The 17,297-nt window shown below is 43.0% G+C and carries 15 protein-coding genes and 2 tRNA genes; 6 read left to right on the forward strand and 11 right to left on the reverse strand.

All coding sequences use genetic code 11. The features are described 5' to 3' along the window. Positions 1-401: 401 nt before the first annotated feature. The 5 genes from BN35_RS11655 to BN35_RS11675 all read right to left on the reverse strand — a co-directional run bounded on the left by BN35_RS11655 (position 402) and on the right by BN35_RS11675 (position 4,557). Positions 402-489: transfer RNA gene (locus BN35_RS11655), tRNA-Ser, on the reverse strand. Positions 490-596: 107 nt separating this feature from the next. Beyond that, positions 597-1,844: an acyloxyacyl hydrolase gene (locus tag BN35_RS11660; RefSeq protein WP_025072285.1), complete on the reverse strand. Its 1,248-nt coding sequence runs from the start codon at positions 1,842-1,844 to the stop codon at positions 597-599. A gap of 4 nt (positions 1,845-1,848) precedes the next feature. After that, entirely contained in the window at positions 1,849-2,682 is an 834-nt protein-coding gene (locus BN35_RS11665) for a TatD family hydrolase (protein ID WP_028901090.1), read from the reverse strand. 122 nt (positions 2,683-2,804) lie between these two features. After that, positions 2,805-3,779, reverse strand: a complete 975-nt coding sequence (locus BN35_RS11670; RefSeq protein WP_025072283.1) for a polyprenyl synthetase family protein — start codon at positions 3,777-3,779, stop codon at positions 2,805-2,807. A gap of 25 nt (positions 3,780-3,804) precedes the next feature. Continuing rightward, positions 3,805-4,557, reverse strand: a complete 753-nt coding sequence (locus tag BN35_RS11675) for an energy transducer TonB (protein WP_025072282.1) — start codon at positions 4,555-4,557, stop codon at positions 3,805-3,807. A 107-nt stretch (positions 4,558-4,664) separates the two neighbouring features. On the opposite strand from BN35_RS11675, the gene porQ reads away from it, so the two are divergent. The 5 genes from porQ to BN35_RS11700 all read left to right on the forward strand — a co-directional run bounded on the left by porQ (position 4,665) and on the right by BN35_RS11700 (position 12,771). After that, positions 4,665-5,609 carry a type IX secretion system protein PorQ gene (porQ, locus tag BN35_RS11680; RefSeq protein ID WP_025072281.1) on the forward strand — a complete coding sequence of 315 codons (945 nt, stop codon included), beginning with the start codon at positions 4,665-4,667 and terminating at the stop codon, positions 5,607-5,609. Between the two features lie 1,110 nt (positions 5,610-6,719). Further along, complete coding sequence (locus tag BN35_RS11685) at positions 6,720-7,229, forward strand: RNA polymerase sigma factor (protein WP_025072280.1); 510 nt, start codon at positions 6,720-6,722, stop codon at positions 7,227-7,229. Beyond that, positions 7,216-7,878: a DUF4974 domain-containing protein gene (locus tag BN35_RS12870; protein WP_051275188.1), complete on the forward strand. Its 663-nt coding sequence runs from the start codon at positions 7,216-7,218 to the stop codon at positions 7,876-7,878. Before BN35_RS11685 ends, BN35_RS12870 begins: the two co-directional genes overlap by 14 nt. Further along, entirely contained in the window at positions 7,875-10,481 is a 2,607-nt protein-coding gene (locus BN35_RS11695) for an outer membrane beta-barrel family protein (protein ID WP_025072279.1), read from the forward strand. Before BN35_RS12870 ends, BN35_RS11695 begins: the two co-directional genes overlap by 4 nt. Before the next feature lie 304 nt (positions 10,482-10,785). Beyond that, positions 10,786-12,771, forward strand: coding sequence for a family 20 glycosylhydrolase (locus BN35_RS11700; protein ID WP_036893448.1), 1,986 nt, complete (start codon positions 10,786-10,788; stop codon positions 12,769-12,771). 123 nt (positions 12,772-12,894) lie between these two features. Here BN35_RS11700 and BN35_RS11705 read toward each other — a convergent pair whose 3' ends face one another. The 5 genes from BN35_RS11705 to BN35_RS11725 form a co-directional block, all read right to left on the reverse strand. Continuing rightward, positions 12,895-13,536: a DKNYY domain-containing protein gene (locus BN35_RS11705; protein ID WP_025072278.1), complete on the reverse strand. Its 642-nt coding sequence runs from the start codon at positions 13,534-13,536 to the stop codon at positions 12,895-12,897. A gap of 73 nt (positions 13,537-13,609) precedes the next feature. Further along, positions 13,610-14,317 carry a (d)CMP kinase gene (cmk, locus tag BN35_RS11710; protein ID WP_025072277.1) on the reverse strand — a complete coding sequence of 236 codons (708 nt, stop codon included), beginning with the start codon at positions 14,315-14,317 and terminating at the stop codon, positions 13,610-13,612. A 10-nt stretch (positions 14,318-14,327) separates the two neighbouring features. After that, positions 14,328-15,008 carry an RluA family pseudouridine synthase gene (locus BN35_RS11715; protein WP_025072276.1) on the reverse strand — a complete coding sequence of 227 codons (681 nt, stop codon included), beginning with the start codon at positions 15,006-15,008 and terminating at the stop codon, positions 14,328-14,330. 239 nt (positions 15,009-15,247) lie between these two features. After that, positions 15,248-16,000, reverse strand: coding sequence for a 3-oxoacyl-[acyl-carrier-protein] reductase (gene fabG, locus BN35_RS11720; protein ID WP_025072275.1), 753 nt, complete (start codon positions 15,998-16,000; stop codon positions 15,248-15,250). A gap of 58 nt (positions 16,001-16,058) precedes the next feature. Beyond that, on the reverse strand, positions 16,059-16,652 hold the full coding sequence (locus tag BN35_RS11725; RefSeq protein WP_025072274.1) for a TetR/AcrR family transcriptional regulator: 594 nt from the start codon (positions 16,650-16,652) through the stop codon (positions 16,059-16,061). Between the two features lie 273 nt (positions 16,653-16,925). On the opposite strand from BN35_RS11725, the gene BN35_RS11730 reads away from it, so the two are divergent. Further along, a tRNA-Met gene (locus BN35_RS11730) sits at positions 16,926-16,998 on the forward strand. Positions 16,999-17,138: 140 nt separating this feature from the next. Here BN35_RS11730 and BN35_RS14220 read toward each other — a convergent pair. Beyond that, entirely contained in the window at positions 17,139-17,273 is a 135-nt protein-coding gene (locus tag BN35_RS14220; RefSeq protein ID WP_257009525.1) for a hypothetical protein, read from the reverse strand. Positions 17,274-17,297 lie beyond the last annotated feature (24 nt).

The raw sequence follows: 17,297 nt of genomic DNA on the forward strand, positions 1-17,297 counted from the left end.
TTCCTTTCCGTTCTTGTTATCCGCACTATGTACTTCTGCCTACGGAGACAGCTTAGGTACTCAGTTATTCACCAAGGAATAGTGCAAAACTAATACATTCGTTTTTTCTTTATACAAAAGTACTACAATAGTTTTATCCCTACAAAATTTATAGCACATCCTTCGAAAAAAATAAATTATCACTTACCAAATTCATCCCATCAGAGGGTCGATAGCAAGAGTTTGTGTTTTACAAGTCAATAAAAAGCAGTAAATTTTCCTATGGATCAAGTTTCTTGGAAGGAAGCAATCGTCATTTTTATATGTTGCTTTATTTGTAGAAGAAGGTCTCTTAAAAATGCTCAGTTTAGTGGAAATGGCAATTTTTCATAAAATTGCAAGCTGCATAAAAACATGCTTTGCGGAAAGAGGGGGATTCGAACCCCCGAACCGCTTTAGACGGTTACACGCTTTCCAGGCGTGCCTCTTCAGCCACTCGAGCATCTTTCCTTTTGCATTTTGCTGGTGCAAAAGTAATATATTTATCTTTAATTCGGACGAAAAAACGATAAAACTTTACGGTTATTCTGAAGAAATGCGCAAAAAGATGCACATTATCACAACCGGAACGGATAGGCTATAACAAGTTCTGTAAGGTCTGCTTTCGTTTCATGCGCCTTGATATTAACCCCCAGTTTCAGTCCGCCAGCCGAAGAAAATGTATAATGCAATCCGATTCGCTCATAGAATCGTGACTCGTTGAACAGGGCATTATAGCCCATCTGACGATGCAAATACCAACCAAAGGACATTCCCAAAGACAATTGATGATAAAAAACTTCGTGCTTGGCAGCAATTCCTAACGACCATGGGCTGTGCTTTGCGACATTTCCTTGCTGCGCATCTAAGTCGGCAATGTGCGAGGCATAGGTGCCATAAAACCAATCTATGCCGATTCCTGATGCCCAACGACGGGCATATCGATACATCACATCTGCCTGCACCGAATAGGCTGCGTAAACCTTGAAGTGTTCCGTACGATAATCGGGATGAGAAGAGGGGGTTCGAAATTGTGTTGTGAGCCAATCTTCCAACATCGTTTTAGCTCCCATTCCTGCGGATAAATTCAGATACCAATATCGCTCAAAGGGCTGTGGCGAGTAGGCTTTTGCTCGATGTACCAACAAGTTGTAATAAGGCTCATATACCACACCGATTGATGTTCCAAAAGAGTTGGAACCTTTGTTGGGGCGATAAAGCGCACCATTACTATGATGAACAAACTCCAATCCGCCTCTAATGCCCCATTGTTCGTTGAGATGATAGGTTGCATGTATGCCAGCTCCAAAATAAATCAGTGCGTTTGTTCCTATCAACTCATTGTCGATGTTGTTTTGCTTGTTGTACTTTGTATGGCTATAACCAATGCCAAAACTCAACGAATAGGCTGTTTCCCAATGTTGATGGCGAGCAAATGGGCGATAGAATTTGCCGTATAGGGAGAGTGTATTTCCCAAGTGTGAGTCGTAGTCCACCATTTCTGCCATTCCCCATGCCGTATCTGGGCTGCGTCGTAAGCGCACCTGATGATTAAGCATGTATCTCACCCCAAAAGTAAGTGATGGATATCCAAAGTCTGCCGCATAGGCATCGCTGTCTGTTGGTAATGCCACTCGTCCTATTTCCGCTGCTATCGATAGGTTGTTTGTCTCTCTAATCCACTTCGCTGCGTACTTGTCCAAAGCGAGAATCTTACCCGGCATGATGTGGAGGGAATAGTTATAATGGTGTAATGAATCAGTCTCACCAGCCTGAACAGTAGTAGAAAGAATCAACAATGCGAAGATGGCGTTCAATAATCTCATGCTCCTACAACATTTCATCCATCTGTATTCCAAAAATGCGTTGAACATTTGCATTTGTTTGTCGTACAACTTCTTCTTCTGGTATTTTGTAACTCTCTGCTAATTGTTTCATTACATAAGCAACAAATGCACTCTCGTTCCGTTTTCCACGCATAGGAACAGGCGCCATATATGGACTGTCCGTCTCCAAAACAATACGATTCAGGGGTACGTTGACAGGTAACATTTCACGAAGATGACTACTCTTAAAGGTCAGCACGCCCCCAATTCCCAAAGCAAATCGTTCAAAGGTTAACAGTTCTGCCGCCTCTTTGTCGTTTCCTGTAAAGCAATGAAAAACGCCACCAGGCAAGTCTTTTTCGTATTTTCGTAACAATTTCACCATCTCATTTTGAGCCTTTCGACAGTGAATCATCAGGGGTAGTCCAAATGTAATCGACCACTTTACCTGTTCTTCAAAAGCTTTCAGTTGTTCACCTTCATATTCTCTGCTCCAATAGTAGTCAAGACCTACCTCTCCCACAGCGATGACACGAGGATTGTCATTCGGTGCTTGTAAATTTTGTTGTAACAGACATTTCATTTCTTCCAACACCTTCTCCCAATCTTCTCTCACTTCTTCGGGGTGTAGTCCTATCATCGGGTACACCATATCAGGATAGCTACGGCTCACACGCATTACATCTGGGAAGTGCGCCAAATCAATGGCAGGGACAAATATCTTACCTATGCCTGCCGTTTGCGCACGTGCTATCACTTCAGACAAATCGTCCTTAAACTCTTCTCCATCCAAATGAGCATGAGTATCAACAAACTTCAAACTTTGAGCGTTGGACATCTAACGAGACTTTCTAATTCTTCGAGGTTTCTACTTTGAACTTGGCAATGAGGTTCATTCATGTTAAAAAACAGCTACTCAACTCTTCTTTTTAAGGTCGAACGATCGGATTTCGCATCCTTTCATTTCACCCTATTCATGAGTTGGTTGGCATACGATAGCAGTTCTTGCTTTCGCGCGGCAGGCAACTTCACTGCTTCTAAATATTTTTTGCTTTCTTCAAAATAATAAGCAATCTTATCTTTTGCCAACTGTTCAATTCCCATGGCATTATAAAGAGCTGTCACAGCCTCAATCTTTTCTTGCTTATCGAATTGCTCTCTTTGTATCCATTCGGTGAGTTCGGCACGTTGTTTGGGGGTTGCTAAATTAAATGCGTTAATCAGCATGTAAGTCTTCTTATTGCTGATGATGTCTCCGCCTATGGCTTTCCCAAACACCTTGGTATCTCCGTAAACATCAAGATAATCGTCTTGTAATTGAAATGCCAAACCAATCTTTTCTCCAAATCGATACAAATTCTCTGCATCTTCTTGACTGGCACCTCCCAAAATGGCACCAATTTTTAGAGCGCAAGCCAAAAGTACACTTGTTTTAAGCCGAATCATTTCAATATATTCGTCCTCTGTCACATCATCCCGTTTCTCAAAGTCCATATCATATTGCTGTCCTTCTCCAATCTCTAAAGCCGTTTGGGTAAACAGGTCAATCACCTCTTTTAAGTGATCAGCTCGACAAGTAGCCATGCGTTGATAAGCCAATACCAACATTGAGTCGCCACTAAGTATGGCAGTGTTTGCATCCCAACGCTTATGCACTGTTGCACAACCGCGCCTTAGGTCTGCACAATCCATCAAGTCGTCATGCAATAAAGTATAATTATGGTATGTCTCTATGGCACAGGCGGGCATTAGGATTTCTTCTGGATGCTCCTGATACAGATTGTAAGCTAACATCATTAAGATAGGACGAATGCGCTTTCCACCCAACGACAACACATATTCTATCGGTTCGTAAAGATGACGTGGCTCTCGATTGTCAGACAAACGCTCGAGTTGCTCATTGATTAATTTCAGCATTTCATTAGATGTCATCATAGCAATGTATATATTTAATTGATTTTTATAACTTAAAGACCACAGGCACTGCCACCATTGTGCGACAGGGACGATTGTTTTGTACACCGGGTGTCCAATTGGGCATCATGCGTATCACACGTAAGGCTTCTCTATCCAAATACGGATCGACCGACTTTTCGAGTTTGATGTCGGCAATACTTCCGTCTTTATTGACAATGAATGAGACAACAACCTTTCCTTGTACCTTCTTGCTTTGTGCAATTGGCGGGTAGCGCAACTGACTGGTCAGCCATCGTACGAAAGCAGACCCACCCCCGGGAAACTCTGGCATCTGCTCTACTATTCGGATATTCTGAGTCTGGTTATTCACCAAAGGGATAGGAGGCAAGGCTTCTGATATCTTCGCATTTAATGCCTCTGCACTTCCATCACCAATAAGTAGCGGACTGGCTGTGTTGGGTAGCAATCTATCTATTTGTTGTTTCAAGGGAGCATCTACCGCTTTGATACGGTCAGTAACCACTTTTGTGGTGGGGTGAGAAGCTGTACTCACCATTTCTTTTTCGTCTATGGCTGGATGTAACTCAATGTCTTGCGCCAATTCGTCCAACATATCCTCCGACGATGTGTCCTCTTGTGGTTGGCTGTTATATTCGAACCCAACAAACAAGAGCGACAAAACGAGAATGAGACCTAACAAAAAACCTGTTGTCTTACTCTCTTCAAGAGAGGGTTTATCCGATTTCTGATGCACTACCATGATTACTTTTTCCTCATCCGCATCCTCTTGAACCACTGCAATAAACTGCTGTTTCTTCCGTTATTCAGTATACGAATTAGTACACAAAGATAATAAGTTATTTGAAAATAGTTGTAACTTTGCACATAAATTAGGAAAATTAAATGAAAAAAGCCGCATTTGTCCTCTTCTCTTTATTTCTTGTGAACACCGCCTATGCACAAGAAAGCCAGACAACATACAACTTTCTTCGTGTACCCATGAGTGCGCATGCGGCAGCCTTGGGTGGAGACAACGTTTCAGTGATTGAAGATGACGAAGCCCTTGTTTTCCATAATCCCGCATTGCTCACTTCGGTGAGTGACAAAACACTCAACCTGAACTACCTCAACTACATGTCTGGCGTTAATATGCTGAGTGTGGCTTTTAACAAACTCATCAAAGAAAGGGCATCTGTAGCACTTGCTGCCCAATATGTTGACTATGGAAAGATGAAGCAAACCACAGCTGAAAATGTCCAAATAGGAGAATTTTCAGCCAAAGATATTGTGCTGTCTGGCTATTTCTCTTATATGTTGTCCGACTTATGGTCGGGAGGTATTGCGGCTAAGTTGCTCACATCTTATATTGGTGGCTACAACTCATTGGCAATGGGGATTGATGTTGGGATTAATTATTACAACCCTGACAAAGGCTGGTCAGCATCCTTGGTTGCCAAAAACATGGGAGGACAGTTGAAAGCCTACGATGATAATTATGAGAGCATGCCTCTGGATGTGCAATTAGGTGTAAGCAAACGGCTGATACACACTCCTTTAAGGTTTCATGCCACTTTGGTGGATCTCAATCACCTCAATTACAAACTGATACATCATTTGGTTGCTGGAATAGACATCTTATTCTCCGATCAAGTATGGGTGGGCGCTGGTTACAACTTTAGGCGTGCCAACGAAATGAGCATTACCAGCATTGACGAGGAGAGCAATCATGGGGCAGGCTTCTCGTGTGGGGCAGGCATCAACCTTCATCGCTTCAAAATCAATCTTGCTTACGGCAAATATCATGTTTCCAGTAGCTCGGTTGTCATCAACGCTGCGTACCAACTGTGATACTGTAAAACAATAGATGGCATCGTGGAGGCTGTAGAGAACCATGCAACTTATTCTTATTCATCGGTTACTTTCCGCTGAAGCAGCACATTATTCAAGTGGTTCTACATCGTTCCCACGCCTCGTGCATCCCTTCTATCTATGGCTACGATTCCCTAACTTAATATTTGGATGATGTTAAATTTGGACCAACAAAAGCACTCTCAAAATAACAATTTTGTCCTGTTATTTTACCAAAAAACCGCCATCTAAAATCTTCAAAATAGAAAATTTCAATAGGCAAACGATATACAAAAATGGGCTGATTTTCGCAAAATAAACGTCTCTTGAGTCTAAAACATTGACTTTTTGGGCTTAGAAACATACATTAGCGGTGTTATTCACATGTTTCAACAGCATTAAAGCATGCAAATAGCAGGCTTATCTTAATGCTTTAACTGCCAAAAAATGGTAAAAATAGGAAAGAAAAGAAGCTCTTTAGGTGTAACATGTTCAATAACAATGGATTACAAAAGCCTCTCAAAATTCGCGTATTTTCGACCAACTTTACCGTTGGTTGTCTACACGCGAGTTATGAGAGGCACTTTGTAAAGAAAATTCAGCATTTATTTTTAATCCATAGAGCGTATCACCCATTTTATAAAAGCTGTTTTGATACCGTTTTTTTTTGTTGTAAAAATATCGTCCTTAAATGAAAGAGCCGTGCATAGTCCCCATAAAGTATTTTTGGCATTAGGCTTCATTTAGAGAGAAAAGACGTAATTTTGCTTTGTTATGAAACAATAGTTCGTTAAATTTTGAGATAATGGCTATGCAGCTTTCCGAATATTGGTAGAGTGGTTCTGACGTCATTTACTTGATGTTTAATCTAACATAAAGTGGCTGATTTCAGCCATTTTATCAAATTTTATTAGTTATATTAAGTTGGTGAACTCTCTCATTTTCAAATGATTATATGAGAAGTGACATAGGATTGGTACAAGAGAAAAGAGGTTAAAAATCGTCTTTTTGATTGGAAAACCGCCACGAATAAGACGATTTTTTTATACTTTCGTAAAAAAGTTTCCATTTATGGTTCAGTAAATCCACTTTCATGTGTAATATAGATGTATGACGGACAGAAAACAACTTGCATCGCTCTTCAAGCAACACTACCGTGAAATGTACCGCTTGGCAAGCATCATGCTCCATGATGATGCCGAGAGCAAGGATATTGTGCACGACGTCTTTGCCTACATTCTTGAGAGTGGAAAGGACTTGAAGGCGGATACGGCAGTTGCGTATTTGATGACAAGCGTGCGAAATAGATGCTTGAACCGCATCAGGAACATGGAAATTCAGGAGCGGGTGGAAAGACTTTATCTTCTTGACCAAGAACTGGAGCAATGCCAAGAGCCGAGAAAGTTGGAGGAGGAGATAAAGGCATTGGAAAAAGAATTGGAAAGGATTCAGCCGCCCAGATGTCGGGAAATCCTGTTGATGCACTACCATGCCAAGCGCACTTTCAAAGAGATTGCCCAAATGATGGGCATAAGCGAGACTGCCGTCTATAAACATTTGCGTCATGCAATGAAACAGTTACGTGAACAACTAAAAAAAGGTAGAAATGGAAAAGACTGAACTTCTGCTTCAAATGATGGAACACCCCCATGAATATACTCATGAGCAATGGGAGGAGCTGTTGGAAGACGAGGAATGTAGGCAATTGTATTCCTTGCTCTCCAAGACGAAAAGTGCCGCCAGTGCCAGCGAGAACGATTCCCAACTGACGGAAGAATACGTGGACAAAGAGTGGAAACGATTGGCTCACGAATATCCTGCAAAGGCACAAGTTGTTATGCTTTGGCGAAATGTGGCAGCCGTATTTATTGGCGTGTTGCTGGTTTCGGGCATTGCCATTGCCACCATCAGTACGGGCTTTTTCGGTTTCCGTTCCACAAACGGACATTCCGCTGCGGTGAACAATGCGAAAGAGTCAAGAACGGTTGTCGCTGCCGATACTGTCCGAAAGGACACGATAGCCGTACCCGCTGTAAAACTTTTCGACAATGTGCCTTTGGAAAAAATTCTTGCAGAACTATCCAACCACTATCACATCAATGTAGTTTACCGCAACGAGGAAGTAAAACAACTGCGCCTGTTCTTCGAATGGAATCCCTCGTACCCCATAGGAAAGGTGGTGGAAATGCTCAACCACTTCAAAACCCTGCAATTCCAATTGGAAGAGAACCAACTGATTGTTGAACCACAAAGCACGACCGAACCATGAAAAAAGTCTTGTTTCTTATTCTCATGTGTGCTCTCGTCTTCAATGTCAGTGCACAGCGTATCACGCACGAGTTCCGCAACGTCTCCATGTCGGATGCTCTCAAATTTATCCAAGCACAAAACACACATTATAAAATCGTGTTCATTTACAATGAACTGGAAGATTTTAAGGTGACGGCATCCGTCCAAAACAAGCGTGTGGGTGATGCCATTCAGCAATTGATTGGCTTCTATCCCATTCTAATGACCATTGGAGAAAGCAACGACATCTATGTGGAGTGTGTACAGAAGGCGGAACGGAAATACATTGGTCATTTGGTGAACCGCAACAATCGTCCCATAGAGTTTGCCAACGTGGCATTGCTCAATCCCAAAGACAGTTCTTTCATCACGGGTGGCGTGACTAATAGCGACGGATTGTTCGTCATTCCATGCGACGTTCATCCCGTATTGGCGCGACTATCTTTCGTGGGCTACCGCACAGCTTATGTGCGTTTTTCACAAAACAGGGTGGGAACACTCCGCCTGTATGAAGACACGAAAACGCTAAAAGAAGTAAAGGTGACCACCCTTCGCCCCACGGTCACTTATAAAGGCGACCGTTATTCGGTCAATATCGGCAACACCATTCTTGGGGTTGGCAACACGGCGGAATCGCTCTTGACGCAACTTCCCGGCGTGTGGCTCAACGGAAACGACATTTCCATCAATGGCATTTCTGGTGCACAGGTCATGGTAGACGATCGCAGCATCCACCTTTCGGGCAGCGAACTCGTGGCTTATTTAAAAGGCATCCGTTCGGAAACCATCGACAAGATTGAGATTATCCCCAATCCTTCTGCCGAATTTGCGGCACAGGGCATGGGAGGTGTCTTGAGGATTCTCACCAAAGAACGGCAAAGCGGCTCGCAACTGGTTGTCGGCGGCTCTGTAGATTTCATCAATTACAAAGCCGTCAGACCATACGTCTCCTATGGCTACGGAAAAGGAAAGTTCGGGTTTGATATCTCTACCAACGGCACTTTCGGCAAAGGTTATTTGTGTGCGGATGAATTGACCAAGAACTGTGAAAAGTTAGTCAACTACCAAAACAATATAGTTGATAGAATGGACGACGTGATAGGAACTATCAATTCGAACATCTACTACGATTTCAATGCGAGAAACAAATTCGCCTTGAACCTCAACTATTCACACTGGTACAAAGATGAGCATGTGAACGGCTATACCTTGGTGGATGGGGCGAACGCTCCTAAAACGGTGTGCACCGACACCAAGCATGAAACCATCCAAAACCAGAACATGCTGAGCGCATCGATGAACTTTACACACAAGTTTGGACAGGACGACCGCAACAAACTGCTGGTGCTGGCAGATGTGGCAAAGAGTTTTTATCCCAACGACGATGAGTTTGAGTACAAAAATTACGACCGCAACGGCAATCTTCTTTCCACCGAGAACCTGCGCCATCATCAATCCGCTCCTTTTTTCATTCTTTCGGGCGAAACAAGGGTGGAATGGGACTTCCTGAAGCATGGCAGTCTGATGGCTGGTATCAAATGCAGCCATTCCTTAAAAGACAACGAGTTCGAGGAGCAAACACTCACAAACGGCAGTTGGAGCAGCAGTGCCGGCAAGGGTTACTCGTTTAAATATGCGGAAGACCTGCAAGCGGCATATCTGAAATACGACCTTTCGGGCAAGAAATGGAACCTGACGGCTGGGCTTCGGGGTGAGTACAACTACGCCAAAGCTGATGGCTACGACTTCTCCTACCGCCATTTCGACCTGTTCCCCAGCCTGTACTATACCTACCGCTTGAGCAAATGGCACACTATGATATTTTCCGCATCCCGAAGAACGCAGAGGGTGGGCTTCACACGACTGATGCCATATCGGTATTATTACTCTCGTTATACGCTCAAGATGGGAAATCCCGACTTGCGCCCTAATTACACCAACCACATCAGCGTTACTTACCAGTTGGCGCAGAAATACAACCTTACCCTCACGCACGTGTGGAGCAACAACGGTCTTGACAACTACAACAGGACAGAAACCGTGGACGGACAGGCAATGACCGTGGCAAGTTATGTGGATGGGGTGAAGAACCGGCTGACCAATCTCAACCTCTATGTCCCCATCAACGTAGCATCGTGGTGGTCGATTGTGAACCAAGCGAGGGTGAGTTTTGATAAGTATATCACTTCCGAGACTTCCGTCAATAATTTCGACTGGAAAATCTACACGCAACACACCTTCGTCCTTCCGTTGGACATCCGCATGCAGTTGCTCTACCGCTATATCTCCGAATCCAAGTCGGCATACGGCAGGAGCAGGGATTACCACCAGTTGGACTTCTCGTGCATGAAGACATTTTTCAATGACAAACTCACCTGCAAATTGTCGGTCAATGACCTGATTTGCGAGCAGAAGAACTGGAGTTATACCCTAACCAATAAGATTTATAGGAAAACCTATATGTATGGCAGATTCATTCCCTTTTTCTCCTTCTCCATCTATTATACCTTTACAAAGGGAAAACGGAAACAACACGATTCCATAGAGCGGAGCAACAACGATGAGAAGATGCGTGCGATGTGACAAAAACACCCACATCTTAATGTCAAGAGAACAAACTAACTTTTGATGAGTAGCTGACCAATTTAATATTCAAGTAATCAAGAGTAGATTCTCGAAAGTTTTGCCTAATTTTGCAGATGAGGTTTTGATAGCAACTCTGCAGATTTCCGTATATTGGTTGAGTAGTTCTGCTGTCATTTACTTGATGTTTAATCTGCCATTAAGTTGCTGACAGTCAAATGTTTAATCAAATTTTATTGGTTATATTAAGTCGATTAGCTCTCTCATTTTCAAGTGATTACATTAGAATTAAAGAAAGGTACTGATGAAACGTTTTATTCTATTATTGCTTACATTCGTCATTGCATCCAATACAATGGATGCCAAGTTCATAGACCTTTTGCCTCGTGCCAAGTTTGCGACAAAACTCGATGCCAAAGGGTTCAGGCTATCACGTGCCATACAGATAGCCGACGGTTCAAATACTCTCATCCTAAAAGATTTCTTCACTGAACATGGATGCACCATCAAGCCAAACGCCCGCGCGAAAGTGGTGGTGAACCTGACAGACCGCATAGAAGACACCGAAGACTACTATCTTGCAGGATATGAAAACGAGGCATACAGGCTGACCATTCACCCCAACACCATAGAAATAAAGGCGGTGTCGCCTGTCGGTGTCATCCGTGCGACGCAAACTCTCGAGATGCTGGCAGAGGGCTATGGCTCCACGCCATGCCTCGAAGCGGTTGACATTATCGACTATCCTGCTTTCAAACTACGAGGATTCATGCACGATGTGGGGAGGTCGTTCATCTCTATCGATGAGCTGAAGAAACAAATAAGGCTGCTCGCCCATTTCAAGGTGAATACTTTCCATTGGCATCTCACGGAGAACCAAGCTTGGAGATTTGAGGTAAAGGCTTTTCCACAACTCACTACCAGTAGTGTTATGCCCCGTTTTCCTGGACAATATTACACGCAACAGCAATGTCGCAACTTAGAAGGTTATGCGTTGCGTTACGGTGTGAAAGTCATTCCAGAGGTTGATATGCCTGGACACAGTGACGCCTTTGTACGAGCCATGGGACACAGTATGCAAACCGACCAAGGGGTGGCTGAACTGAAAGTCATCTTGAAAGAACTCGTAGAGTGCTTCCCACATACTCCATATATTCATATAGGTGGCGATGAGCAAACTATAACCTACCCAGACTTTTTGCAGACGATGACCAACTGGGTGAGGAAGCTTGGTAAGAAAGCCGTGGTATGGATACCCAATCAAGCAGGATTTGCACAAGTCGACATGGTTCAACTATGGAGTACCGCAGGAAGGTTAGTTGCGAACATCCCGAATATTGACTGTCGGTACAACTACATCAACCACTTCGATGTATTTGCTGACATCGTTGGTATTTACAAAAGTAATATTTACTACCAGCAAAAAGGGTCGCCAGAAGTGGCTGGCGAGATTTGTGCCACATGGAATGACCACAAGATAGAAGGCGAGCGCAATATCTTGAAGTATAACAATTTCTACGCCAGTGTCATCGCATCGGCATCAAGAGCATGGCAGGGCGGAGGCAAGCAATACATAGAACAAGGCGGAACAATGCTGCCCAATACTGGAGATGAGCTGGAAGACTTTAGCGATTGGGAGACACGGTTTCTCTTTCATAAGCACCATTGTCTGAGGAACGAGCCCATTCCCTATGTGCGGCAAACCAATGTGCGCTGGGCAATAGCAAGCTCGTTGTCGGACAACCAACCCATTGATGAGCAGGTGGTAACAGGGGCAGGTATCTATCTGAACCACACTTGGCAAAAAACGGTACCAGCCATATACGACGATAAAAACTCCAACGACACAGCCTATGTATGGACGTATGTGTACTCGCCAAAAAGACAAACAGCAGGAGCTTTGGTAGAGTTGCAAAACTACAGCAGATCAGAACAAGACGTAGCACCCGAAGATGGCAAGTGGGACAGAAGGGGGTCGGTGATATACTGGAACGACAAAGAATTACAACCACCACTTTGGACACATGCAGGGAAACGTATAGCTAACGAAACACCCATGGGCAACGAAAACCTAACTGCCAGACCACCGCTTATTTTGCAACTGCACAAGGGATGGAATAAGGTGGTGATGGTGTTGCCCAACACCGATGCAGACGGCATTAGACTTGATAAGTGGATGTTTACGTTTGTCATTACCAACAAGCAAGGCACTAAAGCTCTTCCTGGAATCAAATACGATCCTCACAAGGGTGGAAACACGGACAATCACTTGCTGCCTATACGCCACTGAGAGGATGTTAAGATGAAGTGTAGGAAATTTGTTCGATAGCCTTATACTTGAGGATTTTTCTTTGTTCTTTCGTATGTAATCCTTGCTCAATGGACTGCCGAGAAAAGAAGACTGCTTGTCTTCTCAATTGATTTTCTGCCCTTGATAGAACGTGTTAAAGGTGTCTTCGGCATAACCCTCACCTACGATTCTAAAGGAATTGGCACTGGCATCATTCACCTTACGGCCTAAGAAATAAACATCAAAAGAATCTTTGGCATAGCCATCTCCCAAATACTGAAAAGAATGGGTACTGCCTCCAGACATCTTCTCACCCATAAAATATACGTTGAAAGCGTCTTTGGCATAACCGCCACCCAAATCACGGAAACTATTTACAGAGGCGTCATATACTTTATGACCATTGAATAGTACTACATTTGACATAATTTTATATCCCCGTGAGAGGTAAAATGGCGAATCATAAGGACGGTAACCGTCATGAGGAGATATTCGTTTCAACCTAAACGAATAAGGGTCAACATATTTCAACACCTCGCCAAGATAATAAACATGGTTAGCATCCTTGGCATAGCCGTAGCCTAAGTCTACAAACGAGTAGGGGTCAGCGGTCAGCAAAGGAGTGCCACGGTAAAGTACAACATTTTCTACCACTTGATAATCGGTGTGTCGACGTTGCGAACTTACTTGAAGAGCAACCATGAGACATACCCCTGCAAGCAAAAACCGAAAAGAGGAATTAGAAGAGAAAATTTTGTTTGTCATAGGTTGTTTGAAATAAAATTTTAGAAAGAATGCCAATCAATAATGCTTGTTTTTGGAAAAACTGTTAAAACTGTTATCCCATTTTAGAAGACTGTTGGAGCACTTCATTCACTTTTTGAACGAGCCACTGTTGTTGTTCGGGGATCGTGAGATGACTGTTATCTAACTCTATTGCATCTTCTGCCTTACAAAGAGGGGACACTTGGCGATGCGAGTCGATATAATCACGTTCTTGCACATTCTTCAAAATGTCATCGTATTGAGCTGGCATTCCTTTTTGTTGCAACTCGTCAAATCGGCGTTGGGCACGAACTTCGGCAGAAGCTGTGACAAATATCTTCAGTTCGGCATCGGGAAAGACAACGGTTCCTATGTCGCGACCATCCATGACAATACCTTTATCTTTCCCCATTTGTTGCTGTTGTGCGACCAAGGCCGTTCGGACAAATGGGATAGCAGCAATCTTACTGACGTGTTCGCTCACACGCATAGAACGTATTTCTTGCTCTACACTTTCGTCGTTAAGGTAAGTATCGGGCTTTGAAGTCGCAGGATTCAACTTGAATGAGATGTGAATATTAGGCATGTGCTGTTGTAGCTCAGGCTCATTCACGGTACCATTGTCTAAAAACAAATGATGGCGCAGGGCGTAGAGAGTTACGGCACGATACATTGCACCAGTGTCTACGTAAATATAACCTAACTGGCGAGCCAAATCTTTCGCCATCGTACTTTTGCCACACGATGAGAAACCATCGATAGCTATCACAATTTTTTTCATATATAATTCATCAAATAACGGCTGATGCCAATGCCTCCCATAGACGATCTTGGGGTGGGAAAGGCGCTTCAACCACAATATTCTCTTTTGAAACGGGGTGCACAAAGGCAACACTACGAGCCAGCAAGCTAATGCTTCCATCGGGATTGCTCCGTTTGGCACCATATTTAAGGTCGCCTTTGATAGGACATCCCATATTTGCCAACTGGCATCTTATTTGGTGATGCCGCCCCGTCATCAATTGAACTTCTAACAAATGATAATGGTCTGAATGAGCAATCACTTTGTATTTCAATACTGCCTTTTTAGCATTTGGTGTCTCTTGCGAATGCGCATAGCTCTTGTTCTGTCGCTCGTTGCGCACCAGCCAATCGGTTAGCACACCTTCTTCCGCTGGTGGTGCCTCTTTGGTAATCGCCCAATAGGTTTTATGCACTTCACCATCTCTAAACATTTTATTCAGTCGCGTGAGTGCTTTAGAGGTTTTGGCAAAGACAACAAGCCCCCAAACAGGACGGTCCAAGCGATGTACCACTCCCAGAAAAACATTTCCTGGCTTTTGGTATTTCTCTTTGATGTACTGTTTTACGGTCTCTGATAACGGCAGGTCGCCCGTTTTGTCACCTTGGACGATTTCGCCACTACGTTTAGAGACAATAATGATGTGATTGTCTTCGTAAAGAGGGAGCATGGATTTTAAGTTTATGAGTTTCTGAGTTTTTAAGTTTTTAAGTTTATCAATTAGCTTTCATTTTGACAAGCTGTTTGAGGTATATCTAACGTCTTTAAGTTTTAAAGTTTATCAATTAGCTTTCATTTTGACAAGCTGTTTGAGGCATATCTTAGGTTTTCAATAAGCTTATCACCCTATTCAAAAAGCTAATCATTTAACTCAAGAACTTAAAAACTCAAAAACTCAAAAACTAACTGTTACATATTCATCCCCCCGTCAACCTGAATAACCTGGCCACTGATGTAGCTTGAAAGGTCGGAGGCTAAGAACAAGGCGCAACTGGCAATGTCTTCAACCGTTCCACCACGACGTAATGGAATCTTTGAAATCCACTCTTTGCGAATATTCTCAGGCAATGCCTGGGTCATCGCTGTATCGATAAAGCCCGGCGCAATGGCATTTGCACGTATTCCCTTGGGTCCCATTTCCTGTCCTACCGATTTAGCCAAAGCTATCATCCCAGCTTTAGAGGCAGCATAGTTAGCTTGTCCAGCGTTACCATGTACGCCCACTACCGATGCCATATTGATGATAGACCCTTGACGTTGACGCATCATAATAGGTACACATGCGTGTATAAAGTTGAACGCACTCTTTAGATTGACGTTGATAACAGCATCCCATTGTGCTTCGGTCATGCGCAACATCAGACCATCTTTGGTGATGCCAGCATTGTTCACCAATATATCAACAGAGCCAAAATCCTCTTTTATTTGCGCTACCAATTCAGCTGTATTGTTAAAATCTGCAGCATTGCCAGCATAGCCCTTTGCTTTGACACCCAAAGTAGATAATTCACGTTCTGTTTCCTTACCTCCACGTTCGTCATCAATAACTAAATCGGTAAAGGCGATATTCGCACCTTCTTGTGCAAAACGCATAGCAATGGCTTTTCCTATGCCACGTGCAGCCCCTGTAACGATGGCTGTCTTTCCTGTTAAAAGTCCCATATTTTTTAAGTGTATAATTAAAATTAATAGAATGATATCAAAAAAATATTGATGTTGTTTATTTAGAATTGTTCTTTCCCAAAGCTCCATAAACCATCTTCGCAACCAAAGGTTTGCTACTCTCTTCGGTAAGACCATGCCCCAGACGTCCATAAATGAAAGGAACTTCAAGTCCTTTTATACAATAATGTGTGATTTCAGCAATCAAATTCACATTATCAATATCGAAATCGCCATCTGATCTTCCCTGCGAGTACACTCTACGAAATAAGTCTATTTCGTCAGCGTCAAACTTCTTTCTTACCTTTTCTACCATCCAAATGTTACGAAAGAACTCGGCTCGCAAGTTACCATTCCGCACCACTGTCTCGCGGATCATGCTAAGATGCGTATAAATCAGTTCGATAATTTTGTCTTGCGGTGCAATCTTCTTAGTAGCAACCTCATCTAACTTGTCGCTCAACCGTTCAAGTTCCGACTCGATGACCGCATAGAATACTTCTTCTTTACTACTAAAATAGGTATAGAGCGTACGTCTTCCTTTTCCAGAGGTCATCGCAATGTCGTTCATCGTTGTATTGGCTACACCATTTTTAGCAAATAATTTGCGTGCTACATCTACCAATATTTGTCGCGTTTTTGAAATAGACATTCGTATTTCCTCCTTATTTTTATCGTTGCACATCAGTCGTACCATGTGCAAATGTATATTTTTTATTTGACCGATGCAAGCATATTTATCAAAAAAAAACGAGCACACTAAATATTTTATGGAAGATTTGAATTGATGAATAATTGCTTATTACAGATAGGAATTGCCAACTGTTATTGTCTTTTTGAGCATGTATTTTCAAATTAAGTATAAAAATATTTTGGTTTTAAAGAAAAAAGTCTTACCTTTGCAACCGCAAATGAGAAATAACATCGCGGAGTGGAGCAGTTGGTAGCTCGCCAGGCTCATAACCTGGAGGTCACATGTTCGAGTCATGTCTCCGCAACTTTTACGCTCGGAAGTCCTTTGTACAGGGGATTTCCGAGCGTTTGCAATAAAAAGGTCGGACGAATTTCGGACGATGTTTCGGGTCACATTGGTTGCGTGAGGCAAACTATGTAAAAGCATGTCTACTTTAGAAAATCTCTAACTCACCAGCAGGAAACAATAAGTGTTATACGAATAGGATGCTGCCAGCGTTCGCTGATAGTTGCTTCCACCTATCGGTTCGTTCTCATTGTCATCTCGTAGGTAAGAAGCACCACGGGAGTTGAGGCGCATAAGGTTTTTAAGGGAAAGACGTAA

It is taken from the genome of Hoylesella timonensis 4401737 = DSM 22865 = JCM 15640 (assembly GCF_000455445.1).
Taxonomy (GTDB): Bacteria; Bacteroidota; Bacteroidia; order Bacteroidales; family Bacteroidaceae; genus Prevotella; species Prevotella timonensis.